We start from the raw sequence: 24,088 nt of genomic DNA, 5'->3' as shown, positions 1-24,088 counted from the left end.
CGTTTAGAGGACGAAACGCGGGAAGGCGGGGGCTAAGGAGTCGGCAGGTAGGGGCCGAAGATTCGCTCCAGGTGGTCCGCCAGGTCGTAGAAGGCGTCCTGGATCGGGTTGCCCGCGCTCGGCCGGAACCGCAGCACCTGCGGGTCGTGGTCGCTCGCCTGCTTCGCGAACTCCGCGTTCAGGTGGACGACGTCGTAGTCGGTCCCGCGCGGCGCCCGCGACGCCAAAATGTGGTCCAGCACCTGCGACTGGCCCTCGAAAACGTAGCTGTACCGCTCGTTCTCCGGCAGCGAGGCGATGAGGTCCTTCAGCGCGCCTCCGGCGGTCAGGGTCTGCACCGCGGGCGAGAACGGGTAGTCGTTGATGTCGCCGGCGACCACGATGTTCGCGTTCTTGTCCGACGCGAGCAGCTTGTCGACGAAACCGCGGAGCACGGTCGCCTGCTTGACGCGCTGTACCTCGGAACTCCGGACCGGCGGCTGGTTGCGGCCGTGGGTCGGCTGGTCGCCGCCCTTGGAGTTGAAGTGGTTCGCGATGACGAACACGGTGCGGCCCTGGAAGACGAACTCACCGGCGAGCGGTTTGCGGCTGGATTCCCAGGCCTCGTTCGCGGGCTCGACCCGGCCGGGAGAGGCGGTCAGGTGGGTCTCGCCGCGTTCCTTCACCACGCCGACCGCGGTAGTCGCGTCGCCGCCCGGACGATCCACAAAGGACACACGAGCCGGGTTGAACAGGAAGCCGACGCGGATGTTGCCACCCGGCTGTCCGCCGTCCTTGCCGTTCTCCGGGTCGATCTGACGCCACTCATAGCGCGGGCCCCCGGCGGTGACGATCGCGTCGACGAACTTCCGCAGCGTCTGGTCCGCGACGACGGTGCCGTCGTTGACGGGTCCGTTGTTGTCCTGGATCTCTTCCAGGTTCAGGATGTCCGGCATCGCCAGGTTGACAGTGATGGCCTTGGCCAGTTCACCGAACTTCTCCGCACTGTCCAAAGCGGACAGATTCTCGACGTTGTAGGTCGCCACCGACAGCTCGCCGTTGCGCTGCTTACGGGTGCTCTCGCGCTGCAGGCCGTTGTCCTTGGCCGCGCCCAGTTTCGTCGCGAACAGCGTGTAGCCGCCGAAGTTGCTGTACTCGACCGGGCCAGAGGTCTCACCGGTGAGCACGTCACCGGTGTTGACCTTCGGGAAGGGCATCTCGGCGAACGGGATCAGCGACGCGACCTTGAGCACGCCGGTGTTGAGCCGGTCGTAGTCCAGGTACACCGCGCCGCCGCGGACGCTCGGGTTCTGCTTCGGCTTGGTGGTCACGTAAAGCTCGTTGAACGACGACGTCGGGCCGACGACGCGCGCGTCGGAGACGCTGACGGTTTCGCTCTCGTGCGTCTCCCAGAAGTCCAGCGAGTACTTCGACGGCTCCAGCGGCAGCGGTTCGATGTTGCCGCCCGGCGCCGGGGCGACGGTGTCCGGGACCGACTCCGGCGTGACGACTGTCGGCGCGGGTACGGCGTTTCCGCTCGAATCGACCGTCCACTGTGCACTCGTCAGTTCGGTGAGCGACTGGTACGGCGAGGTCGCGGGCGCGTCCGGGTAGAACTCGCGGACGGTTCCGGTGGCCGTCACCGCGTCACCGACGGCCACGGCGGGGGTGGTGGAACCGGTGAAGACGAACAGCCCCTCGCTGGTGCGCGGGTCGGCGTCGGGGGCGGTGTCGGTGATCCAGAATCCGCGTGCCGAACCGAAGCCCCGGATCGCGGTCACGACGCCGGTGACTCCGGCGACCTTCCGGTCCTTGAACGGCGAGATCCGGGTGGTGCCCTGGATGTCGTGGATCTTCGCGATGACCGGCGGCGGGCCGGTCTCGCCCGGCGTCTCGCCCTTGCCGTTGGTCGGCGTGGGCGCGCCCGCGGTGAAGTCCGCGGCGTTGTCGTCGGTGTCCGCCAGCGTCGTCGCCCTCGCGACGGACGCGGTGTTGGACGGCGCCGGTGCCGCCGTCCCCTCCCGGATGACGGCGGCCGGGCCGAAGCCGACCAGGTCCTTGACGCGGGTGTCCGCCGCGCAGTCGGCGGCGGTCTTGCAGGTCAGCGCCGTGGTGCCCTGGACGAGCGCGACGGTGCCCGCGGTGGCGGACAGCGTGATCGTCCCGGTGGCGTCCGGCGTCGGCAGCGCGACCGTGCCGCCCGAACCCTTCGCCTGCGCGACGAGATACCGCGCGCCCGGCGCGACACCGCCGGCCAGCGGCGTGACCTGCCAACTGCTTCCCGACGCGGGCGCGTACTGGACACTGAAGCCGTCGAGACTCAGGGCGGCCGCGCCGCGGTTGGCGAGTTCGACGAAGTCGTTGGTCAGCGTGGCTCCCGAGTTGCCACCACCGCCGTAGACCTCGGCGATCACGGCGTCGGCGCTGGGCGCGGCGAGCGCGGCCGGAGCGGCGGCACCGCTCACGACCAGCCCGGAGGCGACGGCCGCGGTCAGGGTCCTTCTCCGGGCAGCACGTCGGGATGTGGTCACGCTGAGTCCCCTCTTCGCAAGATCGGTCGAGGAATACTCCCCCGGACAAGTGAAATGAGGAAGACGGTCAGACAACGATTCGTCACCGCTAGCCCGTTCGGACCCGTGCTTTCGTCGCTGCCGAGGCTGGTTTCTCCGTGTTCCTTCGTGAGAGGATCGAACTCCGCCGCCTGCACACACCAGGAGGCGTTTTCATGCGCGGACTTCTTTACGCGCTCGTCCCTCTCCTCGCGGCGGGTCTCGTGACCCCGGCGGCCGCCGAACCCCCGAAGAAGCCCGCGTTCGAGGTGATGACCCCGGCGAGCACGGTCGCGTCCCGCACCGACCGGCGGCCCACCGCGGGCGGGATCCACGACCCGGTCGCGCGCAAGACCTTCATCTCGTGGTCCGGCAAGGCCGCGGACACCTACGTCCAGGCCTACGACCACCGGAACGGCACCTGGACGGCGCCGAAGAAGATCGCCGACGGCGAGTCGGATCCGCACAACTACCCGACGATGCTGCTCGCGGGCGACGGCCACCTGCTGATCTTCCGCGGCATGCACAACACGCGCACCGTGATCAGCCGCGCGCCACTGGCCCATTCCCTCGACGGGACCTGGACCGACACGGAGGTTCCGGCGGGAGACTCGGCGAGCTACCCGATGCCGGTCAAGACCGTCGACGGCACGCTGTTCATGTTCTACCGCGAGACGACCAACGAACTCGATCCGGCGGCGAACTCCGACTTCCGCCCGATGAAGTACATCGTCTCCCGCGACAACGGGAAGACCTGGAAGAACTCGGTGCAGCTGACCGGGAAACAGTGGGCGTTCGGTTCGCTGGGCCGAGCAGACCACCTGGACGAGGTCTACGTCGGCCAGCTGCGGTACCTGCCGTCGTCCGGGCGGATCCAGTTCGTCTACACGCTGGCGGGCGGTGGGCCGACGCAACACAAGCACGACGTCTACCACCGCAACGTCTACTACCTGTCGTTCGACGTCCGGACCCTGCGGTTCTTCTCCGCGGCGGGACGCGACCTCGGCACCCAGGTCGACGACGCCGAGCAGGAGCGGTACCTGAAGGTCGTCGAGACCCCGCTCGAACTGCCGGGCGGGCTCAAGTCGCCGGACTACATCCTGCAGGTCGGCACCCAGCGCGACGGCAAACCGTTCGTCACCTGGTTCCAGTTCGACGCCGCGGGTTCGCCGCGCGATTTCGCGGGCGCGTGGAACGGCCGGAACTGGGAAGTGCGAGAAGTCGCGAGCGGACTCCGATTGCGCGAGATCGAACAGCTCAACGGTGGCACTTGGCGCGTTTATGGAACTCGTGACGGACAGCCGGGCATCGAAACGTTCTTGCTCGGGAACGGGCGCGTCTGGAAGCCGGAAACCGTGATCACCACACCGAAACCGGTCCAGCGAGTCGAGGTGATCACCGGATTCCGTGATCCCGCCCGCATTCTCGCGACGGGTGCGTCCAGCGCGCGTGACGTCGCGGTGGCCGACGGTGACATTTATGTCGCGGGAATGCCGCGCACATAGACCATTGGTGTTCCGCTGCCTTAAATGAACCTCAAGTCCGGGTACACCGGGGCGTTTTCGGAGTTACCTTTGCGACGTGAGCGAGGACACACTCTTCTGACGCTCGCCGGGGAGGGCGAGCGGGGGGAACTGGGGGAATGGGGGGCGCACCGCCGGTGCACGGGAGCCGTCTGGGGAGGACGGAGCCCGTATACCGGCGGTGCGTCATGTCCGGACCTCACGAGGCGGTCAGCGCTCCAGCTCCTGCCGCGCGCGGTACTTGCCGATGAGCGACTTCGCCCCGGCGACGGCGGCCTTCCCCGCGCCCTTCGCGCTCGCCGCGAGGAAGGTCGTCCAGTCGAAGTAATCCCGCCACAGCACGATGCGGCCGTCGCGGACTTCGAAGGTGCCGCACACCCAGAACTCGGCCTCCCACGTGCCGCGGCGCAGGACGTCGGTGCGCTCGGTGAGCACGACCGGGCCGTCGGCGGCGATGTGATGCGTACGCGCCTCGAAACCGCTGCCGTAGCGGGCCAGGGCGCGCAACTGCTTCTCCACCGCCGAGAGGCCGCGGGCCGGAGGGAGCGGGACGTTCTGATAGACGACGTCGATCGCCAGGAAACCCAGCGCGCGATCGATGTCGAACTCTTCGAGGGCCTGAAGGAAACCGGTCACCACGGTCTTCGGATCCGTCATGTCCGCCAAGGCTAATCCGATTTTGAACCGCCGGAAGGTCACAGCCGTATCACAGAGCGGAGGGGCCGGTTCCCCATGACTACGGAGGTCTCAATGCGACGGCGACTGCCGATGGCCCTGCTCGGGCTGCTCGTCTGGGTGCTCGCGGGCTGCTCGACGGCCACGGGCGCCGCGCCGGCGGCGCCGGGCGGGCCTGGCGCCAACCAGGCCGACATCACGTTCTCCCAGCAAATGGTTCCGCATCACCAGCAGTCGATCCAGGTCGCGAACCTGGCTTCCGAACGCTCGGCGTCCGAGTTCGTGAAGACCGTCGCGGCCAAGATCATCAAGGCCGAGTCGGCCGAGGTCCAGACGATGACCGGCTGGCTGCAGTCGTGGAACGCCGCCGTGCTCCCCGCGGCGGGACACGCCGGGCACTCGATGCCCGGGATGATCACCTCGGGACAGGTCGCGTCACTGCAGAACATGACCGGCGACGAGTTCGACCGGACGTGGCTCCCGCTGATGGCCGAACACCTGCGCAACGGCGTCACGATGGCGAAGACCGTGCTGTCGTCGGGCGAACACCCCGAGACCAAGGCGCTGGCACAGGAGATCGTCGAGAACCAGACGGCGGCGATCGACGAGATCACCGCACGGATTTCTTGACCCCCTGAAGGGCCCGGAAGGCCCTCCGGTATTGTTCTCGGCGGTGGCGTGTCCGAGCGGCCGAAGGAGCACGACTCGAAATCGTGTGACGGTTAATACCCGTCCGTGGGTTCAAATCCCACCGCCACCGCAGCGAAGAGCCGGTCTCCACGGAGACCGGCTCTTCTGCGTGAGGGCTACTTGTTGAACTTGTCCTTGAGGTCCTGCACGCCGCCTTCGGCGCGATCACGCAGATCGTGCCCGGTTTCCTTGACCTGACCCTCGGTCTGGTCCGCTCGACCGGAATTCGCGAGGTCCTGGTTGCCGGTCTTCTCGCCGAGCTTCTCCTTGGCGGCGCCGATGGCCTGCTCGGCCTTGTCCTTCGCCTTGTCGAAAACGCTCATGGCGGACGTTCCTCCTTCGACTGCGGCCGCCGTTTGCGGCCGCCTGTCCTTGGAGTACCCGTGATGCAGGAAGCAACACATCTGTCACCCGGTGCGGTTACCCCGTTGCCCGTGGAAGAAGTCTTCGAGCAGGGCCGCGCACTCGGTCTCCAGCACCCCGCCGACGACCTCCGCGCGGTGGCTGAGCCGCCGGTCGCGGACGACGTCCCACAGCGACCCCACCGCCCCGGTCTTCGGCTCCCAGGCGCCGAAGACGAGCTTCGCGACCCGCGCCATCACGAGGGCGCCGGCGCACATCGTGCACGGCTCCAGCGTCACGGCGAGCGTGCAGCCTTCGAGGCGCCAGCCGTCGCCGTAGATCTTGGACGCGGCCCGCAGCGCGAGGATCTCCGCGTGCGCCGTCGGGTCGCCGTACTCCTCACGCGCGTTGCGCGCGGACGCCAGCGGGGTGCCGTCCGGGGCCAGTACGACGGCCCCGATCGGCACGTCGTCGCCCGCACCCCGCGCCGCTTCGATCGCCGCCTGGACGGCGGCGATGTCGGCGGCGGAGGCGGCGGGGCTCAGATCTCGTCCAGGATCTTGGAGAACTCGGCGGCGAATCCGCACCGCTGCGCGACCATCTGCAACTGTTCGTCCGGATAGAGGTCGACCTCGCCGACGATCACCTCGAGTTCGGCACCAGGCAGGCCGAGATCGGTGAGGATCTCCAGGTCGCCTTCCGGCCAAACCGCGTCGTCGTCCTCGTCCGGTGGGTCGACTCTCAGCACGTCGAGGACGTCGGCGGCGATGTCGTAGTCGAGCGCCGCGGCGGCGTCGGACAGCAGCAGCGAGGGACCTCTCGGACTCGGCCGGACGATCACGAAGAACTCGTCGTCGACCGCCAGCAGCCCGAAGGCGGCACCCGTCGAACGCAATTTCCCCAGCTCGGTGATCGCAGCGTCGAGTTCCGCGAGCGCCCCCGGGTCAAGAGAGCTGCACCGCCACCGACCGTCCTCCCGCACCACGGCCACCGCGAACCCCGTGATCGGCTCTTGCACCGCCATGCGCACACCGTATTCCGCCCGCATTCGGAGCGCACGCACGGTGCGCCCGAAGCGCCTCATGCGCCACTATCGAGACATGACCGGACCCACCGACCTGCCCACTCTCCCCGACGCGCGCTTCGCCGGTTTGCTGGCTGAAGCCCGCGCACTCCAAGCGAAAACCGTAGAACTCCGCCGGGACATCCACCGGAATCCGGAGATCGGCCTCCACCTGCCGAAGACTCAGGCCGCGATCAAAGCGGCGCTGGAGGGGCTGCCGCTGGAGATCACCGAGGGCAAATCGACCACTTCGCTGACCGCCGTCCTCCGTGGCGGCAAGCCGGGGCCGTCGATCCTGCTCCGCGGCGACATGGACGCGCTGCCGTTGCACGAGGACACCGGCCTCGACTTCGCCTCCGAAGACGACGGCGCGATGCACGCGTGCGGGCACGACACCCACGTCGCGATGCTGGCTTCGGCGGCACGACTGCTGAGCGAGCACGTCGACGAGCTGGCCGGGTCGGTGGTGCTCATGTTCCAGCCCGGCGAGGAAGGCGAGCACGGCGCGCGCCACATGATTCACGAGGGCGTCCTCGACGCCGCGGGCGAACGGGTCGAGAAAGCGTTCGGCCTGCACATCTTCACCCAGGTCGAATCCGGCATCGTGCAGACGCGGCCTGGTCCGATCATGGCTTCGGCGAACAGCTTCCACGTCAAGGTCACCGGCAGGGGCGGGCACGGCTCGGCGCCGCACCAGGCCATCGACCCGGTGCCCGCGGCGGCGGCGATGGTCGGCGCGCTGCAGACGATGGTGGCCCGCAAGGTGAGCGTGTTCGAGCCCGCGGTGGTCTCGGTCACCCGTATCGAAGCCGGGACGACGACGAACATCATCCCGGAGACGGCGTTCCTGGAGGGCACCATCCGGACGCTGTCCGAGCGGACGCTGGCGTTCGTGCGCGAGGAGGTGCCGAAGGTGTGCGAGGCGATCGGTGCCGCGCACGGGGTCCGAGTGAGCGCCGAAGTGGTCTCCGGCTACCCGGTGACGGTGAACGATCCGCAGGTCGCTGCCAGGGTGCTGGAACTGGCGGGCGAGGTCCTCGGGGCGGGCAAAGCCGAGGTCATGGAGAACCCGGTGATGGGCGCGGAGGACTTCTCCTACGTCCTGCAGCGCGTTCCGGGTGCTTTCGCCTTCCTCGGCGCCTGCCCGCCCGGCGCCGACCTGGCCACTGTCGAGGCGAACCACTCGAACCGGGTGGTCTTCGACGAGGACGCCATGGCCAACGGTGTGGCGATGTACGCCGCGTTCGCCCTCGACGCACTGCGCTAGCAATTAGACAACAGTGTTGATTTAATGACGGCATGACCGACGACATCCTGGCCGTCCTCGCCGCACAGGAGGAGCGACTCGTCTTCCGCCGGTTCGACCACGAGACCGCGCTGCAGCTGGGCCTCCACCTGCTCGCGGCGGCACGGGACCGCGCCCTTCCGGTGGCGGTCTCCGTGCGCCGCGGCGGGCAGCGGCTGTTCCACGCGGCGTTGCCGGGCACTTCCGCCGACAACGACGCGTGGCTCGACCGCAAAAGCCGGGTCGTCGACCGCTACGGGCACAGCTCGTTCTTCGTCGGCGAACAGTTCCGCGCGAAGGGCACGACGTTCGAGGCCGAGTCACGCCTGGACCCGGATCTGTACGCCGCGCACGGCGGCGTGTTCCCGGTACTCGTCGAGAACGTGGGGCCGGTCGGCACCGTCGGCGTCTCGGGCCTGCCACAAGCCGAGGACCACGCGTTCGTCGTGGAGCAGCTGGAGTCCTTCCTCGCCACGTGAGGGCTATAGAGGGGTAAGGCAAACGTGGCGTGTTCGGACGGGATGGTGGCTTGGGTGACGTGGCGCCGTACTCGCGTGCCTAGAGCCGGATCTCGCGTGCTGGGAGGCGTAACACCCGAGTGCGGGCTCCAGGCACGCGAGTTACGTCTCTGAGCACGCGCGTTACGCCTTCGCTTAGCCCCTCACCTTGGCGAACAGGCCCGCCCAACACCACGACACGCTTGTTACTTCTGAAGAGAACGCTCATTACCACTCACGACCCCCACGCCGGGGCCTTCCCTGCCTTGAGCGCAGAGGAGTCCCCTCACGGAGTTCCTGACTCGAGGCCGCCGGTGAGGGGTGGGCTGAGTTGGTCGTGAGTGGCGATTCGGGTTCTAACCCGAATCGCCACTCACGAGCCCTAGACCGCACGCCCCACCCTTCAGGACACTCGTCCCGATTCCCTGGCCGTGATACTGTAGGCCGTCACATCATATATCAGATCGGACATGCCAGTGACGACCGCTTCTTCGTTCGACGAGCTGAAACGAGCGCTGTCCGGGGTCGTGGCGATCCCGGTGACCCCGTTCGACGCCGACGGCGCCGTGGCTCCGGAGACCTACGCGAAGCTGGTGGACCGGCTGCTCACCGGCGGCATCGACGTCGTGACGCCGAACGGCAACACCGGCGAGTTCTACGCGCTCGACGAGGCCGAGGTGCGACACTGCCTCGAACTGACGGTCAAGACCGCGTCCGGGCGGGCGACCGTGGTCGCCGGTGTGGGGCACGACGTCGCCACGGCGATCCGCGCGGCGCGACACGCGCGGGAAGCGGGCGCGGAGCTGATCATGATCCACCAGCCGGTGCATCCGTACGTCTCGGCGGAGGGCTGGGTCGAATACCACCGCGCCATCGCGGCGTCGGTCCCGGAGCTGGGTGTCGTGCTGTACGTGCGCAACGCGCTGATCGGCGGTGAGCAGCTGGTCAGGCTCGCCGACGCCGCGCCGAACGTAATCGGCGTTAAGTACGCGGTGCCGGATCCGGTGCGGTTCGCGTCGGTGGCGCGGGACGCGGGGTTCGATCGGTTCACCTGGATCGCCGGACTGGCGGAGCTGTCCGCGCCCGGCTACTTCGCCGTCGGCGCGACCGGGTTCACGTCGGGACTGGTGAACGTCGCGCCGTCGATCTCTCTGGAGATCTTCCGCTCACTGCGGGACGGTGACTTCGGCGGCGCCATGGCGCACTGGGAACGCATCCGCCCCTTCGAGGAGTTGCGGGCCGCGAACAGCAACGCGAACAACGTGAGCGTCGTGAAAGAAGCGTTGGCACAGCTGGGTTTGTGCCGCCCTGACGTACGACCGCCGAGCAGCCCGCTCCAGCGCGGCGCACGCGAAGAAATCGCGTCACTGCTGGAAAGCTGGGGCTTGCGGTAGAGGTTTTCTGACCGTGTTCACGCCCGCCAAGGGGCGTGAACACGGCGACAGGTCAGAGGTCGTGGCCATCGATGATCGCGGCGTGGCCCTTATGGGCGCCTCGGGGCGCGCCTTGCGGCGCGGCGGGCGGCTGCTCACCGGACGAGGCCGGCGGGACCATGAGCGCGAAGGGATCGATGTCTGGCCGGTGCTCCTGTCCCCGGTCGGATCTCGGACCGGACGGAACCGGGGGAAGTTTCCCTCGATGTCCTTGACTGTACGCCAGATTGTGCGGTCTTGGTGAATTGCTTCCGTTTGACCGGCGTGGGACGATGGGGGCAGACCACGGAGCTACCGTGGCGTGTTGTGGTACCAGTGCCATTTCCTCGGCCGACCAGACCTCTCGGTGTTCCGAAACCCGTTGCTGGATTGCCCACTTTCACGAAACCAGAACGGTGTGATCTCCCATGACCTCCACTCAGACGAGGCAGGGCAGCGACTTCGCCGAACTGTCCAAATTGGTCAAAGACGCCGGCTTGCTCAAACGGAGACGCGTCTACTACGCGCTCAAAATCTCCCTGAACCTCATCGCTTTCGCGGGTGGCTGGGTCGCGTTCGCGCACCTCGGGGATTCCTGGTGGCAGCTGTTCCTCGCCGCCTTCTTCGCGATGATGTTCACACAGCTGTCCTTCATCGGCCACGATGCCGGGCACAAGCAGATCTTCTCCAGCCGCAAGGCGAACGACGCCACCGGGTTCGTCCACGGTGGACTGACCGGGTTGAGTTACGGCTGGTGGATCGGGACGCACAACCGCCACCACGCCAACCCCAACCACGAGGACGAAGACCCGGACGTCAACCTCGCGGCTCTCATCTTCACCAAGGCCCAGGGTGCCGAACGACGTGGTTTCCTGCGCTGGATGGCGAAATACCAGGCGTTCCTGTTCTTCCCGCTGCTGTTGCTGGAAGGCCTGAACCTGCACGTGTCGAGTGTGACGGCGATCTTGCAGCGCGGCTTCAAGCGACGCAAGCTCGAATCGGCGCTGATGCTGGCCCATATCGCCGCGTATCTGACAGCGGTGTTCGTGGTCCTCTCGCCCGGTCTCGGTTTCGCCTTCATCGCCGTGCACCAATGCCTCTGGGGCGTGTACATGGGCTGCTCGTTCGCCCCGAACCACAAGGGCATGCCGACGCTTTCGGCCGGTCACAAGCTCGACTTCCTGCGCAAGCAGGTCCTCACCTCGCGCAACGTGCGCGGCGGTCCGGTGGTGGACTTCGCCCTCGGCGGGCTCAACTACCAGATCGAGCACCACCTGTTCCCGAACATGGCCCGGCCGAACCTCAAACACGCGCAGGTGATCGTGCGTGAGTTCTGCGCGAAGCACGGCATCGACTACGCGCAGTGCGGCTGGGCGGCGTCCTACGGGTTCGTCCTCCGACATCTGCACGAGGTCGGGGCTCCCCTGCGCGCCCCGGCGACGGCGGGTGCGCGATGACCGCCGTCCAGTCCCTCGGTGACGTCGCCGAACCCGCCGCCGACGACCGCTGCCCGAGCTGCCCGCATCCGATGTCCTCGCACGACGCGATCGCGCGACGGTTCTGCACCGCGACCGCGGCCGGCGGCTTCAGCCGCGGCTGCACCTGCGCCACGAAGCCCGAAAAAACCGAATAGAGGATCACTGTGAACGCCGAAACCATCCCCGTCTCCCGCTACGAAATGCGGGTCGACACCGTGAAGAAGATCGTCGCCGAACACACCACTCTCGACAACGAGGCGGCGTTCTCGCTGGCCGTGCACATGGTGCGGGCTCTCGACACCGTCCCGGAGCCGGTGCGCTAGCGGTGTGGCCGGGGTTACTCGCGCGTTAACAACGCGTCAGTGACCCGCCCCGCGACGTCAGAGAGATGTTGGCGGAGCGGCCGGGGCAGGTCGATCGGAGTTGTGCTGACAGAGCACTGACCGATCGACGCGGAGGTACCCGTGACGCTCAGCGAGCTCCTGCCCAGCCTCGGTTGCGAGGCCGCCGACCATCTCGAATCCGGCGTCTGGCCGAGGAGCACCAGCCTCGGCCCCGGCGGGGAACTGCTCTTCGCCGGCGCACCGGTGTCCCACCTCGCCGCCCGGTTCGGGACACCGGCGTACCTGCTCGACGAGGACGAGGTCCGGCAGAACGCCCGCGCGTACCGAAGGGCGCTTCCCGACGCCGAAGTGGCGTACGCGAGCAAAGCGCTGTGCACCCGGGCGGTCCTGCGCTGGATCGCCGAGGAAGGTCTTTCCCTCGACACCTGCTCGGCTGGTGAGATCGCCGTGGCGCGGTCGATCGGCTTCCCGCCCGAGCGGATCCTGCTGCACGGCAACGCGAAGACCCCCGAAGACCTCAAGGCCGCGTTGTCCTACGGCGTCCGCCGGATCGTGGTGGACTCGCTCGACGAGATCGAGCAGCTCGGCGCGCTCACCACCGGCGCGCAACAGGTGCTGATCCGCGTGACCCCGGACGTCGCGGCCGGCACGCACGCGGCGATCACCACGGGCACCGAAGGCCAGAAGTTCGGCTTCTCGCTGCGCGAGGAGGTCCACGACAATCTCGATCGGGCCGTCTCCGCCGTCCTCTCGCAACCGGGACTGCGCCTTGCCGGATTGCATTGCCACATCGGTTCGCAGGTGTCCCGGGTGGATTTCTACGAACTGGCCGCCCGCAAGATGGTCGGCGTCCTCGTCCGGCTCCGCGACACCCACGGCGTCACCCTGCGGGAACTGGACCTCGGCGGCGGGCACGCCGTCCGCTATCTGCCCGGCGACGCCGGTTTCGACATCGACGGCTACGTGCGCCGCCTTCGGGTCGCACTCGCCTACGAATGCACATCGCACGGCTTCCCGCTGCCGAAACTGACCATCGAGCCGGGCCGCGCCATCGTCGGCCCGGCAGGTATCACCGTGTACCGGGTCTGCGCGGTGAAACGCGGCTCGCGCACGTTCGTCGCCGTCGACGGCGGCATGAGCGACAACGCCCGCCCCGCCCTCTACGGGGCGGCGTACACCGCCCGGCTGGTCGGCAGGCGCAGCCGCGCGGCGAGGCGGCCGATGACGGTGGTCGGCAGGCACTGCGAATCGGGCGACATCCTCGCCGACGGACTCGCCCTCCCCGACGACGTCCATCCCGGTGATCTGCTCGCCGTGCCGTGCACCGGGGCCTACCACCACTCGCTCGCGTCGAATTACAACCTCGTCGGCAGGCCGCCGGTCGTCGGCGTCTCACGCGGTACGGCGACCCTGCTCGTCCGGCGCGAAACCGAGGAGGACCTGCTGAAACGCGATCTCGGCTGACCCGGCTTCCGAAAACCTCGGCCTTGTCCCTGTCGCGCGACAGAATCCTGTGCAAGACAACGTCTTGAAAGAGAATCGCGACAAACAACTTAACGGCGGTAGCATTACGGGCATTGATCGATACGCTGCGCGACAAGAATCGCATGCCGAAACAAAGGGAGGGACGGCATGGGTGACGAACCACGCGCGCAGATGGAGCAGCGCACACCTAGAGGTTTGGACAATACCGATCGCACTCTGATCGCCCTGTTGCAAGTCGACGGGCGGGCCTCGTTCACGGCGCTCGCCAAGGCCGTCGGCCTGTCGGAGGGCGCCGTACGGCAGCGCGTCCAGCGACTGCTGCGGGACGAGACGATGCAGATCGTCGCGGTCACGGATCCGGCGAACGTCGGCCTCGGCCGGCAGGCGATGGTCGGGGTCAAGGTCCATGGCGATCCGCGGGCGGTCTCCGACCAGCTCTCCGGATTGCCGGACGTCCATTACGTCGTCCTCACGGCGGGAACCTACGACCTGCTCGCCGAGGTCGCCTGCCGGGACGACGAACACCTCTTGAGTGTGCTGAACGACGACATCCGGCCCATCCCGGGCGTCGTCAGCACGGAGACCTTGGTCTACTTGAAACTGGCAAAACAGACATACGCCTGGGGCAACCTGACCCGATAACAGTCCAGGCCCGTGCCATGAAAGGTCCTTTCCTTGCAAATTTTGCAAGGAAAGGACCTTTCATGGCACTCGGGGGGTCAGACGCAGCGCAGGTACGCGTCCGGAGTCCGCTGTCCGGAGTCGAGCCCGCGAAGCACCTTCGGCAACACGCCGCTGTACAAGACCCCGAGCCGTTGTGTCGCCCGAGTCAGCGCGACGTACAGTTCCGCCTCGCCACTGGGGCCCTCCGCGAGAATCCGCTCCGGCTCCACGACGAGGACGGAGTCGTACTCCAGGCCTTTGGTCGCGGACGGCACGATCGCGCCCGGCACGTCCGGCGGCCCGATGACCACCGAAGTACCTTCACGACACGATTCCTCGCGGTCGAATTCCGCGATGGCGTCCGCGAAGTCCACTTCGGACAGTCGATGGGCCCACGGTCGCACGCCGCACGAACGCACCGAGTCCGGTGGCACCACGTCCGGCGCGAAACTCGCGAGGAGCGAGGAAGCCACCGACATGATTTCCGACGGCGTCCGATAGTTGACGGTCAGCTTCCGATACACCCACCGATCGGCGACGTACCGGGAGAGCATCGAGTCCCACGACCGCGCTCCGGACGGCGACCGGCGTTGCGCGAGATCCCCGACCACGGTGAACGACCGGCTGGGACACCGTCGCATCAGCACCCGCCAGTCCATTTCGGACAGTTCCTGCGCCTCGTCGACCACGACGTGACCATAGGTCCATTCCCGGTCGGCGGCCGCGCGTTCGGCCAGATCCCGGTCGTCACGTTTCGCGAAGCGCTCCGCCAGATCCTCCGCCTTCAGCACGTCGGCCGGCCGGAGCGCGAACTCGTAGTCGTCGTGGTCCTCTTCGACCTCGACGATTTCCAGCACGCGCTCCGCGTATTCGCGCTGGGCCAGCTGCCGCCGCTCCTCCGCCCGGCGCTCGGCGGTGCGGTCCCAGCCGAGCAGCTCGACGGCCTCGTCCAGCAAGGGCACGTCGGACACCGTCCACGCCGCCCCGTCCTCGCGGAACAGCTCCGGATCGGCCCCTGCCGCCCGCAACCGCTCCGGCGACGAGTAGAGCTCCGCGAGCAGTCGCTGTGGCGTCAGTACCGGCCACAGCCGATCGAGTACCGCGCCGAGCCCCACGCTGACTTCCAGGTCGCGCCGGAGGTTCTTCAGCATCTCCGGGCGGGTGTGCGCGTCGTCCTTCGGCAGCCAGCCCTCCCCGAGCCTGTCGACAGCGCGTTCGGCGAGCGCGGTGATCACCTCGCGTTCGAAAACGGCCTTCGCCTCGTTGTGCAACAGGCCGGTGTCCCTGGCCACCTCGCGGGCGGCCGCCGCGACCCCGACGTCGAGCGGCACGGTGACGTCGTCGAGTTCGATCGGCTCCGGTTCGGCGGGCACTTCCTGCCGGTCCGTCACCGCCGCCGCGAGCACGTCCAGTATCGCCAGGGAGCCCTTGAGCCGCTGGACTGCCGGCGGATCCTCGCGCTCGGTGTGCAGACCGGGGACGAGGTCTCCCGGCGTCGCGAAAACGGCGCTGGTCTCGCCGAGCGACGGCAGGACGCGGCCGATGTGGTCGAGGAAGCCACTGCTCGGACCGACCACGAGCACGCCGCGGCGTTCCATCCGCTCCCGTTTCGTGTACAGCAGGTACGCCACCCGGTGCAGCGCCACCGCCGTCTTGCCGGTGCCCGGGCCGCCCTCCACGACCACGACACCGGGGTGCTCCAGGCGGATGATCTCGTCCTGCTCGGCCTGGATCGTCGCGACGATGTCCCGCATCCCCTCACCGCGCGGCGCGTTGACCGCGGCCAGCAGCGCGACGTCACCCCGCTCCCCCGCCGATTCCGGACGGCCGAAGACCTCGTCGGTGAAGTCGAGGACCTTGCGGCCGAGGGTCCGGAACTGACGCCGCCGCGACATTCCCTCCGGAGACGCGCCCGTCGCGCAGTAAAACGCGCGCGACGCGGGCGCGCGCCAATCCAGCAGCAAGGGTTCATAGTCGTTTTCGTCATCGAAAAGGCCGACCCGGCCGACATAGACCCGGTCGCCCGGAAGGGCGTCCAATCGGCCGAAACAAAGGCCCTCGTCGGCGACCTTCAGCCGGGCCATTTCGCGGGCTTTCATGCCGACGGAGACTTCTCGGTCCGAGAGCGCGAACCCTTCTCCCCGCAGCGCACGGGCGTATGCTTCGCTTACCCGCACTCGTTCCGCGTCCAGCCGCCCGTAGAGCGCCGCGACGTACTCCCGTTCGGATCGTAATTCCTCGTCGTACCCCTGGTTTGACAAGTTCCCCTCACAGCGGTTAGACTACTGACACATTCGGCGTACTGATCAGTCATTCTGATTCGGGCGCCGATTTTTTATTGTCCACCACTTGTCAAGGGAGACCCGGTATCACTCCGGGAATGATCGTGCGCGATAATGGGGACCACAGCCCACCATTACCGCGCACGATCCGCGCTGTCGCCGGTGCCGCTCAACCGAGCATGAACTCGCGGGGCTCCAGTGCCCTCCCCACCACGCGGACGTCGCCGAGCCAGCCGTGGAACGCCTGCTCGACGATCGAGTCGTAGGCGTAGGCCCCGATCAGCCAAGGGCCACCGGGATTCGCGATCCCCGCGGCCGCCGTCTTCGGATTCCGCAGCACCGGGCAACCGTCGACGTACAACGTCGTCCGCCTCCCATCGTTGACAGCGGCGACGTGAATCCATTCCCGCAAGGCCAGTTCATGACCCCAGCAGGTGGAAATCCCGTTCTGGTTCACCGGGAACACCGCCCACTGGAACGCGGCACCGTCCGAAAGGGACAGTGTCGCGGCGGGCTCGCCGGGGTCGTCGCCGGTCTTGCCCGCTTTGCCGCCGGAGCCCTGCCTGCCGAAGAGCGCGGCCCAGGAATGCTTGCCGTCCTTGAAATCGTCAGGCAGCTTCACGAACGCCTCGACGGTGTAACCGCGCGCGAACGTCTCCGCGTTCATCGGCGCGGAGTCCGCGGTGCGCAGGTAACCGCCGCGCGCCGGCTTCTTGCCACCGTCGAACCGGAGGCTCGACCTCGACGGCTGCCGCGCGGAGAACTCACCGGAGAACCGCACCGCGTCGGGCGCGCTGCCAGGCAGGGTCACCCGGACCAGGTCGTTACCCCGGCCGGACAGGTCGCGGACACCGGCGACCGGCGCGCCGTCCCGGCCTTCGAACCGCCAGTACGCCACGGTGCCGCGGATCAGCTGCCGTTCGGCGGGCCGCGCGGGCGGGACCGGGACCGGCGCGAAACCGGCGAACCTCGCCTCGAAATCGATCTCCAGGCTGAAGTAGTCCACCGGGCCGGTGCGCTCGATCTCCTGCCGCTGCAACTCGTTCAGCCGCGGCGCCTGGTCGGCCAGCCACGGCGAGAACGTGCGGACGTCGATGACGTTCCGCGCGAGGTCGAACCGGTAGAGCCGGATCATCGCGCTGCCGCCGTAGTAGCGGTCCTGGTAGTTGGTGATGTGCAGGTGGACGTCATTGCCCGCCTTGTTCCGCTTCACCGCGCGCCCTGGCGGCCAGTAGTGCCCGTTGAGCGTCAGGAAGATCTGATCGTTCCCGTCGACAAGTTCGTCCCACACCTTCTGCCCGAACTCCGAAAGCCGCGCTTCACCCACCTCGTCGGCCCATACCAATTCATGGATGGTCAAAATCGCCGGAAGCCGGGGATTTTTCGCGAGTACCGACCGCGCCCACTCCAGCCCGCCCGCCGACGGCCGCCAGTCGAGCGCCAGCAGCAGCCACTCCCGGCCACCCGCGCGGAACACGTGGTGGCTGTTGTAGCCGTCCGGACTCGCGCCACGGAAAGTGCGCGAACCCCGTTGCCGCTGCGGACCGAAAGCGTCGAGGTACGGCGTGCGGCCGCGCTGGTCGTCGGTCGAGGACTCGATGTCGTGGTTGCCCGCCAGCGTGCTGTACGGGAACCGGCGCCGGTCCAGGTGCTGGAACGACCGGCTGATCTGGTCGAACTCACCCGGCTGCCCGTTCTCGGTGAGGTCACCGAGATGTGCCAGGAAAACGATGTTCTCGTCCCCGCCGGTGACGTACCGCAACGTCGCGTCCAGCGGCGCGGGGTCGCCGCGGTCGGCATCGAAGAGGTACTGGGTGTCGGGCAGGACCGCGAGGGTGAAGCGGCCGTCTTCGGTGTCCAAGCCGTGGTGGCCGGGAGTCGCGGAAGCCGCCGGTGCGCCGAGGGAGGGCAACGCGGACACTGCCGCACCGGCACCGAGCAGGCCGGCACCACGCAGGAAGGTCCGTCTGGATGAGTCGTTCACGGCCGCAACCTACGGTCGCGGAGGCAACGGTTCCCGAACCGCGGATGAACACTTGCTCCGCTCGGTAGCTTCGTGGCATGGGGAATCTCAACCGCTGGCCCGTGCTCACCGGGGTCGGCGTGCTGGTGGGCGCGGCCGCCTGGTGGATCGTGGACGAGATGCCGACGGTGGACGACGCCGTCGTACGGGAGGCGCTGCCGCCGATCGACGAGCATTTGCGCGCTTGGGCGGGGACGGCCGCCCGCTCCGGCGATCCGGACGTCCGCTGGGTGTGCACGCAGAAGGTGATCGAGACCCGGCCGGACGGCGAACGGGTCAAGGTCGGCCTGGTCGCGAACTGTGACGAGGTCGCGAGGGAAGGCGACGGGCTCGTCACGCGCGGCGGATTCCGCCGTCAGCCGGTGGTCTACCGCGTCGAACGCACGCCGGGCGGGTATCGCGTGCTCGATCGGGAGTTCGCGAAGGATGGTGCGGGCTATTCACCGTCGGTCAAGGAGATGTTCTCCTGGGTCGGCGCCCGCCGGGTGCTCGACGGCGCGAGCCCGGACGACCCGAAGTCCGTGTCCGCCGCCGCGTTCGGCCTGCCCGGAAGCACGCCGGTGCGCACGGGTCGGTGATCAGTCGCCGTTGCGGTCGATCGTCTTCGGCACGATGAACCACATGACGACGAACAGCACCGTCGTCACCACGCCGAGGATCGTCATCGCGATCGGGCCGAAGACGACCTTGGCGATGAGCGCGACGGTCGTGCTGATGGCGGCCGCGAGGCAGGCGAGCCCGACCAGGACGGACCGGTTGCCGACGGTGAGGATCCGCTCACGATTGCCGGTGCGGAACAGCAACCGGTGCCAGGCGGCGGGTGCCGTGAGCAGCACCGTCGAGCAGACCGTGAGCAGGACCGCCGTCAGGTGAACGGATTTCTCGAACCCGCTCGCCTCGTGGAACTCGTCGGTGAACACCACCGTGAGCAGGAAACCGAAGAGGATCTGGACGCCCGCCTGCGCGACCCGCAGCTCTTGCAGGAGCTCATTGACGTTGCGGGTCAGGCGTTCGTTCTTCGTCTCGCCGGTGTGCTCGACCATTCAGCGGCTCCAAGACCATCGGTTGACGCCTGACCTTTTCATGCCAACCGAGCGACGTCACTGACACGACCACCACGGCGAGGCCCAGCCACTGAGTACCCGACAAATCGGCGTTCAAGCACAATACGCCGATAACGGCGGCCGTGACGGGGAACGCCAGCTCCGCCAACGTCGCCCTGGCGGCGGGCGTCGACCGCAGGCCCCAGTAGTACAGGCTCAGCGCCAGCAAACCGGGGACCAGCGCGAGCAACCCGAGTCCGAGCGCGTTGTCCCAGCCGACCGCGAACCGGCCGCCCTGATATGCCACGATCCCGGCCGCGACCGGAAGTCCAATGGTGAAGCGCAGGGTCGTGACCTCCTTCGGCGCCAGTTCGGTGGAGAGCAGCCGGCCGAGCACCGTGCCCGCCGCCCACAACGCGGCCGCGCCGATCGCCAGCAGCGCCGCCTTCACCGCGGCGAGCTGGATGTCCAGCGGATCCTTGAACGCCAGCAACCAAGCACCCAGCAGCGCCGGGATCGCGAAGAAGGCGTACCCGGCGCGCACACGCTCACCGAGGACGAAGAATGCCGCGAGGACGGCGAAGACCGGCTGGAGTTTCTGCAGCACCAACGGCGTCACGGGGTCGCCCAGTTTGAAGGCGGCGGTGAACATCGCCGTCGCCAGCGCGGACGAGCCACCGCCGATGGCGAGCACGGCCAGCCATTCCCTCGGCCCGCATCGGCGCAACGCGCGGAAGGCGCCCGGAACGAGCGGACTGAGGACGAGCACCACCAGCAGGTGCTCCCAGAAGACGACCGTGGCCGCCGGGAGCGCCTCGGCGAGCGGAAGACGCAGAAGGCCGTCAGTGCCCCAGAGGGCCGCGGCGACCGCGACCAGCCAGGTGCGATCCGGAGGGTTGGTACTCACATTTCCTGCCCATAGTTTGAGAATGATCGCCCGACCGAGTGACCACCCTGGCGTGTCCGATTCGTGCGGACTAGGCAAGGGGCATGCGCCCCGTCCCCGCACTCTCGCTTGCCCTGTCCGCGGCCGCACTGGCCCTGACCGCCGGCGCCGGACCGGCCACCGCCATCCCCGGCTCCCGCGTCCACGTGATCACCGCCAAGAGCGGTCTCACGAGCTACAAACCCGAGCTGGTGCCGCCCGGCGCCCGCGCCCACGTCTTCGGGTTGACGTCCAAGCAGTTCGGCACCTCGACCGCGGTCCTCGTGACCGGCCTGCTGCCGAACCGCGAATACGGCGCCCACGCGCACACGAAGCCGTGCGGTGCCACCGGCGACCTCGCCGGACCGCACTACCAGAACGTCGAAGACCCGGTGAAGCCGTCGGTGGACCCGGCCTACGCCAACCCCCGCAACGAGATCTGGCTAGACCTCACCACCGACGCCACCGGCCGCGGCGCCGCCGTGTCCAAAGTGGACTGGACGTTCACCGATCGGCGGGCGAACTCCATCGTGATCCACGAAACGCATACGCACACCCACCCGGGCCACGCCGGGACCGCGGGGGCCCGGCTGGCCTGCGTGACCGTCGGCTTCTAGAACCCCCAGGTCCGTTCGGGCCGGATCCTGATCCGGACGTGGTACTCCCGGTCGAACTTCGGGACGTCGTAGTCGATCGCCGGATAGTGCTTCTCGTACTTTTCGAGGAAACCCGGCTGCTCCGACGCGAGACCGTCCGGCAGGATCTCGGCCTTGCCGCCGATCACCAGGATCGAACCGCCGTGCTCGTCGCTGTTGAAGTGGAGGCTGACCTCGGGGTTGGCCTCGATGTGCCGGGTCTTCGCCGTGTCCGGCTGACTGAAGACGATGAAGTCGTCACCGTCGAGGACGAACCACACCGGGCGGGGCGAAGGGCGTCCCTTCGGGCTGATCGTGGTCAGCCAGGCGACGTTCTCCCTCGCCCGGTCGGCGAGCCGTGGGTCGGGTCGGTAGCTCATGAACCGACCAACCACGGCCCGGCGGCATTTCTTCCTCGTCCGCTCAGCGGGACGCGACGAGCTTCGCGTACCGCGACCCGGCACCGAGCAACACCAGACCGGCGAGAAGGAAGGCGGCGACCCTGGCGAGACCGTCGAGCGCGGAGAGGTCGAACAGCACCAGCTTCAACACCGCCGCCCCGACCAGCACGAAGCCGATTACCCGCAGGCTGACCGCGGAGATGCCGCGAATGAGCAGCACCAGCGCGGCGACCGTCCAGGACACCGTGATCACCACGTGGCCGACCAGGAAACCCGAGCGACCGGGGACGGCCAGCAGCGCGCCGCACAGCACCATCGCGCCCGCGCCGTAGAGCCCGCAGACCCCCGCGAAGAGCCACGGCACCACGTTCTCCGACGGGGCCTTGAACAGCCCGAGCCGGTGCGCGACCCACGGAAGCGTGATCGAGACGGCCAGGATCGCGACGGCCACCAGCAAGGCGGCGGCGAGGTCGGCGTCCGGCCGGTTCCGGATCAGGAAGAAGAGCGTCGGCGGGATGTCGAAGATCAGTGCGATCATGCCCCCGATGACGGCGAAGCCCAGCCCGCCGAAGAGCGCCACGTGCTTCTTCGTCCACAGCGCGACCAGCGCCAGCAGAACACCTTCGCCGAGGAGGATCGCCGAACGCGCACTGCCGTCGAACAGGGTCATCGTCGTCTGCAGGGCCGCGAGGAGCCCGGCGGCACCCGCGAGGTCACCCGTCCAGCCGTTGAGCCACTGCCCGGCCGCCCACACCCCGAGCAGCACCAGCGCGACCGACGCGGTGACGAGCACGGCCGGGGTCTTCGGCAGGAACAACGCGGCGAGCAACGACGGCGCCGGCGCGACCGCCAGCAGGGCGAGCGCGGCGGCGTCCCCCGGCCGCTTGGCGGTGACGATCAGGGCCAGCGCGAGTCCGACACCGCCCGCGGCCAGCGCGGCGGCGGTATTGGCCGTGCTACCACCGAACCCGGTGAACGCCGTGCTGAAGACCGACGCGACCAGCGGCGGAATCCCGGCGGCGACCGCGACCGACGGCCACGACTGGCGCAGCTGCACCGGCGTCGAAGCGACCTGGACCACCAGCAGGAACGCGACCAGTTCGGCGGTGAAACCCTGCGTGATGATCGGCGCGCAGACCACACAGCCGAGCACGACGGCCGTGGCGAGCAGCGAAGACTTCCACCGCACGGCCAGCAGCAACCCGCCGACCGCGATCAGGAGACCGATCGCGAGACCGGCGTAGGCGGGGAGGTACTCGTACATCGTCGTCGCGGCGATGGCGTCCAGGTACAACGCCCCGATTCCGGTCGCCGCGAGCGCGAACGCACCCGTGCGGCCCGCCGGCGTGCGGTGCAGGCGAAGCCCGATTCCGACCAGCGCCGCGCCGAGCACGGCACCCCCGAGCACCCGCGGCAACGGCCCGAACCAGCCACGCTGGATGGCGAGCACGAGGAACAGCACGACACCCAGCAGCGTGACCGCGCCGCCGATCCAGGCCAGCAGCCTGCTGCCGGCGCCTTCCTTGCTCAGCTTCTCGCCCAGCGTCACCTTCGGGACCGGCTGGTACGGGCGGTAGGGCTGCTGCGGCTGCTGATACTGCTGGCGGTATTGCTGCTGCCACTGCGCGTACTGGGCCTGCTGCTGGTAGTGGGCGTGCTGCGGGTGCTGGTACTGGGGGTACGGGTACGGCTGCTGGGGGATCTGCGGCTGCGGCGGCACGTGCGGCTGTTGCGGCTGGGCCCGCGGCGGCTGTTGTGCGGCGGGCTGCTCGGCTTGCTGTGCGGCCGGTGCCTGCTCAGGCGCCGCTTCGGGCTCCTGCTCCACTCCGGCCTGGACGGTCCGCAGCTCCGTGCCGACCCGCGCGAGGCGGGCCCCAAGGTCGTCGATCTCCCCGGCGAGCCTGAGGAGCACATCCCCATCGGTGGTCATGGCGATCAGCATGCGGCCTGAGCCCCCTTGAGGGATCCGTAGCACTACTCAATCGTGATGACGATGTGGGAAGACCGGGTGAGCGTGCGGTCACTGTGTGGAAATAGGACGTTGAGTGTCCCTATTTCCACACAGCCCGGATCTCGGTTGCGTACCGGCAAGAAGGGGAAAATATTCAGCCCTTTTCACGAACTGTCTACCCCGCCATTGACGGTTGCGTCTATCCCTCCCTAGACATACGCTGTGAAGAGACGGGACGTCATCAAGAAGATCGCCGTAGCCGCCAGGCGGCAACGGGCAGCGTGGATCCTCGAGCGAGAGGGCGCCAACCACACCATCTACACCCTGAACGGACTGGTGGTCCCCATTCCACGACATACCGAACTGGGAGAGATCTTCGCTGTCGAGATCTTCAAAGAGTGCGAGGACGTCCTCGGGAAAGGATGGTGGAGGAAGTGAAGACCTACCACGCCGAAGTCACCCGCGATGGCAAATTCTGGCTCATCCGGATCCCCGAGATCGGCCGCTCGACACAGGCGCTCCGTTACAAGGACGTCGCGACCATGGCGAGCGAACTCATCGAGATCATGGAGGACCTCCGTGGCGACGAGTACGACCTTCACCTCAAGGTGCGGCTGCCGAATTCGGTGACTGACCATCAGGCTCGGGCCGAGGTCCTGCGCGAGGAGGCCCAGCGCAAACAAGCGGAAGCGGCCGCGGAGCACCGAGCCGCGGTTCAAGAACTGCTGGCCCTCGGGGTTTCGCAGCGCGAAGCCGGCGAAGTACTCGGCATGTCGTTCCAGCGTGTCAGCCAGCTGGCGAAGTCGTCCTGACCCGGCCCACCTGCGAGTGACAGACACCACA

Annotated in this window: 25 protein-coding genes and 1 tRNA gene; 15 read left to right on the top strand and 11 right to left on the bottom strand. The window is 68.1% G+C overall.

The window, feature by feature from the left end:
* Positions 1-32: 32 nt before the first annotated feature.
* Positions 33-2,510, bottom strand: a complete 2,478-nt coding sequence (locus ACZ54P_RS03685; protein ID WP_465459984.1) for an endonuclease/exonuclease/phosphatase family protein — start codon at positions 2,508-2,510, stop codon at positions 33-35.
* A gap of 194 nt (positions 2,511-2,704) precedes the next feature.
* Here ACZ54P_RS03685 and ACZ54P_RS03680 point away from each other — a divergent pair, with 194 nt between their 5' ends.
* A complete protein-coding gene (locus ACZ54P_RS03680; RefSeq protein WP_465459983.1) occupies positions 2,705-4,033 on the top strand; it encodes a BNR-4 repeat-containing protein in 1,329 nt (442 codons plus the stop codon).
* 228 nt (positions 4,034-4,261) lie between these two features.
* Here the strand turns inward: ACZ54P_RS03680 and ACZ54P_RS03675 are convergent, their stop codons facing one another.
* Positions 4,262-4,708 carry a limonene-1,2-epoxide hydrolase family protein gene (locus ACZ54P_RS03675; protein WP_465459982.1) on the bottom strand — a complete coding sequence of 149 codons (447 nt, stop codon included), beginning with the start codon at positions 4,706-4,708 and terminating at the stop codon, positions 4,262-4,264.
* Between the two features lie 93 nt (positions 4,709-4,801).
* On the opposite strand from ACZ54P_RS03675, the gene ACZ54P_RS03670 reads away from it, so the two are divergent.
* Positions 4,802-5,356, top strand: coding sequence for a DUF305 domain-containing protein (locus tag ACZ54P_RS03670; protein ID WP_465459981.1), 555 nt, complete (start codon positions 4,802-4,804; stop codon positions 5,354-5,356).
* 42 nt (positions 5,357-5,398) lie between these two features.
* A tRNA-Ser gene (locus ACZ54P_RS03665) sits at positions 5,399-5,486 on the top strand.
* Positions 5,487-5,532: 46 nt separating this feature from the next.
* Here ACZ54P_RS03665 and ACZ54P_RS03660 read toward each other — a convergent pair.
* From ACZ54P_RS03660 to ACZ54P_RS03650, 3 genes are all read right to left on the bottom strand, one after another.
* Positions 5,533-5,739: a CsbD family protein gene (locus ACZ54P_RS03660; RefSeq protein WP_093938135.1), complete on the bottom strand. Its 207-nt coding sequence runs from the start codon at positions 5,737-5,739 to the stop codon at positions 5,533-5,535.
* 84 nt (positions 5,740-5,823) lie between these two features.
* Positions 5,824-6,276, bottom strand: coding sequence for a nucleoside deaminase (locus tag ACZ54P_RS03655; protein ID WP_465460233.1), 453 nt, complete (start codon positions 6,274-6,276; stop codon positions 5,824-5,826).
* A gap of 23 nt (positions 6,277-6,299) precedes the next feature.
* Positions 6,300-6,782 carry a tRNA adenosine deaminase-associated protein gene (locus tag ACZ54P_RS03650; RefSeq protein WP_465459980.1) on the bottom strand — a complete coding sequence of 161 codons (483 nt, stop codon included), beginning with the start codon at positions 6,780-6,782 and terminating at the stop codon, positions 6,300-6,302.
* A 76-nt stretch (positions 6,783-6,858) separates the two neighbouring features.
* On the opposite strand from ACZ54P_RS03650, the gene ACZ54P_RS03645 reads away from it, so the two are divergent.
* From ACZ54P_RS03645 to ACZ54P_RS03610, 8 genes are all read left to right on the top strand, one after another.
* The gene (locus ACZ54P_RS03645) at positions 6,859-8,088 is read left to right on the top strand and encodes a M20 metallopeptidase family protein (protein ID WP_465459979.1); all 1,230 of its coding nucleotides are present in this window, start codon (positions 6,859-6,861) and stop codon (positions 8,086-8,088) included.
* A 32-nt stretch (positions 8,089-8,120) separates the two neighbouring features.
* Positions 8,121-8,585, top strand: coding sequence for a heme-degrading domain-containing protein (locus tag ACZ54P_RS03640; RefSeq protein ID WP_465459978.1), 465 nt, complete (start codon positions 8,121-8,123; stop codon positions 8,583-8,585).
* A 488-nt stretch (positions 8,586-9,073) separates the two neighbouring features.
* Entirely contained in the window at positions 9,074-9,997 is a 924-nt protein-coding gene (locus ACZ54P_RS03635; RefSeq protein WP_465459977.1) for a dihydrodipicolinate synthase family protein, read from the top strand.
* Positions 9,998-10,443: 446 nt separating this feature from the next.
* Positions 10,444-11,472, top strand: coding sequence for a fatty acid desaturase family protein (locus tag ACZ54P_RS03630; protein ID WP_465459976.1), 1,029 nt, complete (start codon positions 10,444-10,446; stop codon positions 11,470-11,472).
* Entirely contained in the window at positions 11,469-11,648 is a 180-nt protein-coding gene (locus tag ACZ54P_RS03625; RefSeq protein ID WP_465459975.1) for an RGCVC family protein, read from the top strand. The genes ACZ54P_RS03630 and ACZ54P_RS03625 overlap by 4 nt, the downstream gene beginning before the upstream one ends.
* Positions 11,649-11,657: 9 nt before the next feature.
* A complete protein-coding gene (locus tag ACZ54P_RS03620; RefSeq protein ID WP_465459974.1) occupies positions 11,658-11,816 on the top strand; it encodes a DUF6307 family protein in 159 nt (52 codons plus the stop codon).
* Between the two features lie 141 nt (positions 11,817-11,957).
* The gene (gene lysA, locus ACZ54P_RS03615; RefSeq protein WP_465459973.1) at positions 11,958-13,301 is read left to right on the top strand and encodes a diaminopimelate decarboxylase; all 1,344 of its coding nucleotides are present in this window, start codon (positions 11,958-11,960) and stop codon (positions 13,299-13,301) included.
* A gap of 168 nt (positions 13,302-13,469) precedes the next feature.
* Positions 13,470-13,964: an Lrp/AsnC family transcriptional regulator gene (locus tag ACZ54P_RS03610; RefSeq protein ID WP_061981942.1), complete on the top strand. Its 495-nt coding sequence runs from the start codon at positions 13,470-13,472 to the stop codon at positions 13,962-13,964.
* A gap of 77 nt (positions 13,965-14,041) precedes the next feature.
* On the opposite strand, the gene helR is transcribed toward ACZ54P_RS03610, so the two are convergent.
* Both helR and ACZ54P_RS03600 read right to left on the bottom strand, forming a co-directional pair.
* Positions 14,042-16,246 carry an RNA polymerase recycling motor ATPase HelR gene (gene helR / locus ACZ54P_RS03605; protein ID WP_465459972.1) on the bottom strand — a complete coding sequence of 735 codons (2,205 nt, stop codon included), beginning with the start codon at positions 16,244-16,246 and terminating at the stop codon, positions 14,042-14,044.
* A gap of 190 nt (positions 16,247-16,436) precedes the next feature.
* Positions 16,437-18,251: a LamG-like jellyroll fold domain-containing protein gene (locus ACZ54P_RS03600; protein WP_465459971.1), complete on the bottom strand. Its 1,815-nt coding sequence runs from the start codon at positions 18,249-18,251 to the stop codon at positions 16,437-16,439.
* A gap of 77 nt (positions 18,252-18,328) precedes the next feature.
* On the opposite strand from ACZ54P_RS03600, the gene ACZ54P_RS03595 reads away from it, so the two are divergent.
* On the top strand, positions 18,329-18,868 hold the full coding sequence (locus ACZ54P_RS03595) for a hypothetical protein (protein WP_465459970.1): 540 nt from the start codon (positions 18,329-18,331) through the stop codon (positions 18,866-18,868).
* On the opposite strand, the gene ACZ54P_RS03590 is transcribed toward ACZ54P_RS03595, so the two are convergent.
* The gene (locus ACZ54P_RS03590; protein ID WP_465459969.1) at positions 18,869-19,333 is read right to left on the bottom strand and encodes a DUF6328 family protein; all 465 of its coding nucleotides are present in this window, start codon (positions 19,331-19,333) and stop codon (positions 18,869-18,871) included. It lies immediately after the preceding gene.
* Positions 19,278-20,240, bottom strand: a complete 963-nt coding sequence (locus ACZ54P_RS03585; RefSeq protein WP_465459968.1) for a DMT family transporter — start codon at positions 20,238-20,240, stop codon at positions 19,278-19,280. The genes ACZ54P_RS03590 and ACZ54P_RS03585 overlap by 56 nt, the downstream gene beginning before the upstream one ends.
* An 83-nt stretch (positions 20,241-20,323) precedes the next feature.
* Between ACZ54P_RS03585 and ACZ54P_RS03580 the strand changes: the two genes are divergently transcribed.
* Complete coding sequence (locus ACZ54P_RS03580; RefSeq protein WP_465459967.1) at positions 20,324-20,875, top strand: superoxide dismutase; 552 nt, start codon at positions 20,324-20,326, stop codon at positions 20,873-20,875.
* Here the strand turns inward: ACZ54P_RS03580 and ACZ54P_RS03575 are convergent.
* The gene (locus tag ACZ54P_RS03575) at positions 20,872-21,273 is read right to left on the bottom strand and encodes a TIGR03667 family PPOX class F420-dependent oxidoreductase (RefSeq protein ID WP_465459966.1); all 402 of its coding nucleotides are present in this window, start codon (positions 21,271-21,273) and stop codon (positions 20,872-20,874) included. The genes ACZ54P_RS03580 and ACZ54P_RS03575 overlap by 4 nt on opposite strands.
* Before the next feature lie 43 nt (positions 21,274-21,316).
* Positions 21,317-23,236, bottom strand: coding sequence for a DUF2339 domain-containing protein (locus ACZ54P_RS03570; RefSeq protein WP_465459965.1), 1,920 nt, complete (start codon positions 23,234-23,236; stop codon positions 21,317-21,319).
* A gap of 231 nt (positions 23,237-23,467) precedes the next feature.
* Here ACZ54P_RS03570 and ACZ54P_RS03565 point away from each other — a divergent pair, with 231 nt between their 5' ends.
* The gene (locus ACZ54P_RS03565) at positions 23,468-23,683 is read left to right on the top strand and encodes a hypothetical protein (protein WP_465459964.1); all 216 of its coding nucleotides are present in this window, start codon (positions 23,468-23,470) and stop codon (positions 23,681-23,683) included.
* Positions 23,680-24,057, top strand: a complete 378-nt coding sequence (locus ACZ54P_RS03560) for a hypothetical protein (protein WP_465459963.1) — start codon at positions 23,680-23,682, stop codon at positions 24,055-24,057. The genes ACZ54P_RS03565 and ACZ54P_RS03560 overlap by 4 nt, the downstream gene beginning before the upstream one ends.
* Positions 24,058-24,088 lie beyond the last annotated feature (31 nt).

The organism is Amycolatopsis sp. NPDC034160, from assembly GCF_055575355.1.
The sequence above is the reverse complement of the archived record's forward strand: the minus strand, read 5'-3'. Positions and strand labels throughout refer to the sequence as shown.

Coding starts and splice junctions, on each gene's coding strand:
- ACZ54P_RS03595 (WP_465459970.1), top strand. CDS start 18,329: ATGGGGAATCTCAACCGCTGGCCCGTGCTCACCGGGGTCGGCGTGCTG.
- ACZ54P_RS03625 (WP_465459975.1), top strand. CDS start 11,469: ATGACCGCCGTCCAGTCCCTCGGTGACGTCGCCGAACCCGCCGCCGAC.
- ACZ54P_RS03630 (WP_465459976.1), top strand. CDS start 10,444: ATGACCTCCACTCAGACGAGGCAGGGCAGCGACTTCGCCGAACTGTCC.
- ACZ54P_RS03645 (WP_465459979.1), top strand. CDS start 6,859: ATGACCGGACCCACCGACCTGCCCACTCTCCCCGACGCGCGCTTCGCC.
- ACZ54P_RS03635 (WP_465459977.1), top strand. CDS start 9,074: ATGCCAGTGACGACCGCTTCTTCGTTCGACGAGCTGAAACGAGCGCTG.
- ACZ54P_RS03640 (WP_465459978.1), top strand. CDS start 8,121: ATGACCGACGACATCCTGGCCGTCCTCGCCGCACAGGAGGAGCGACTC.
- ACZ54P_RS03570 (WP_465459965.1), bottom strand. CDS start 23,236: ATGCTGATCGCCATGACCACCGATGGGGATGTGCTCCTCAGGCTCGCC.
- ACZ54P_RS03670 (WP_465459981.1), top strand. CDS start 4,802: ATGCGACGGCGACTGCCGATGGCCCTGCTCGGGCTGCTCGTCTGGGTG.
- ACZ54P_RS03660 (WP_093938135.1), bottom strand. CDS start 5,739: ATGAGCGTTTTCGACAAGGCGAAGGACAAGGCCGAGCAGGCCATCGGC.
- ACZ54P_RS03580 (WP_465459967.1), top strand. CDS start 20,324: ATGCGCCCCGTCCCCGCACTCTCGCTTGCCCTGTCCGCGGCCGCACTG.
- ACZ54P_RS03610 (WP_061981942.1), top strand. CDS start 13,470: ATGGGTGACGAACCACGCGCGCAGATGGAGCAGCGCACACCTAGAGGT.
- ACZ54P_RS03650 (WP_465459980.1), bottom strand. CDS start 6,782: ATGGCGGTGCAAGAGCCGATCACGGGGTTCGCGGTGGCCGTGGTGCGG.
- ACZ54P_RS03680 (WP_465459983.1), top strand. CDS start 2,705: ATGCGCGGACTTCTTTACGCGCTCGTCCCTCTCCTCGCGGCGGGTCTC.
- ACZ54P_RS03590 (WP_465459969.1), bottom strand. CDS start 19,333: ATGGTCGAGCACACCGGCGAGACGAAGAACGAACGCCTGACCCGCAAC.
- ACZ54P_RS03675 (WP_465459982.1), bottom strand. CDS start 4,708: ATGACGGATCCGAAGACCGTGGTGACCGGTTTCCTTCAGGCCCTCGAA.
- ACZ54P_RS03575 (WP_465459966.1), bottom strand. CDS start 21,273: ATGAGCTACCGACCCGACCCACGGCTCGCCGACCGGGCGAGGGAGAAC.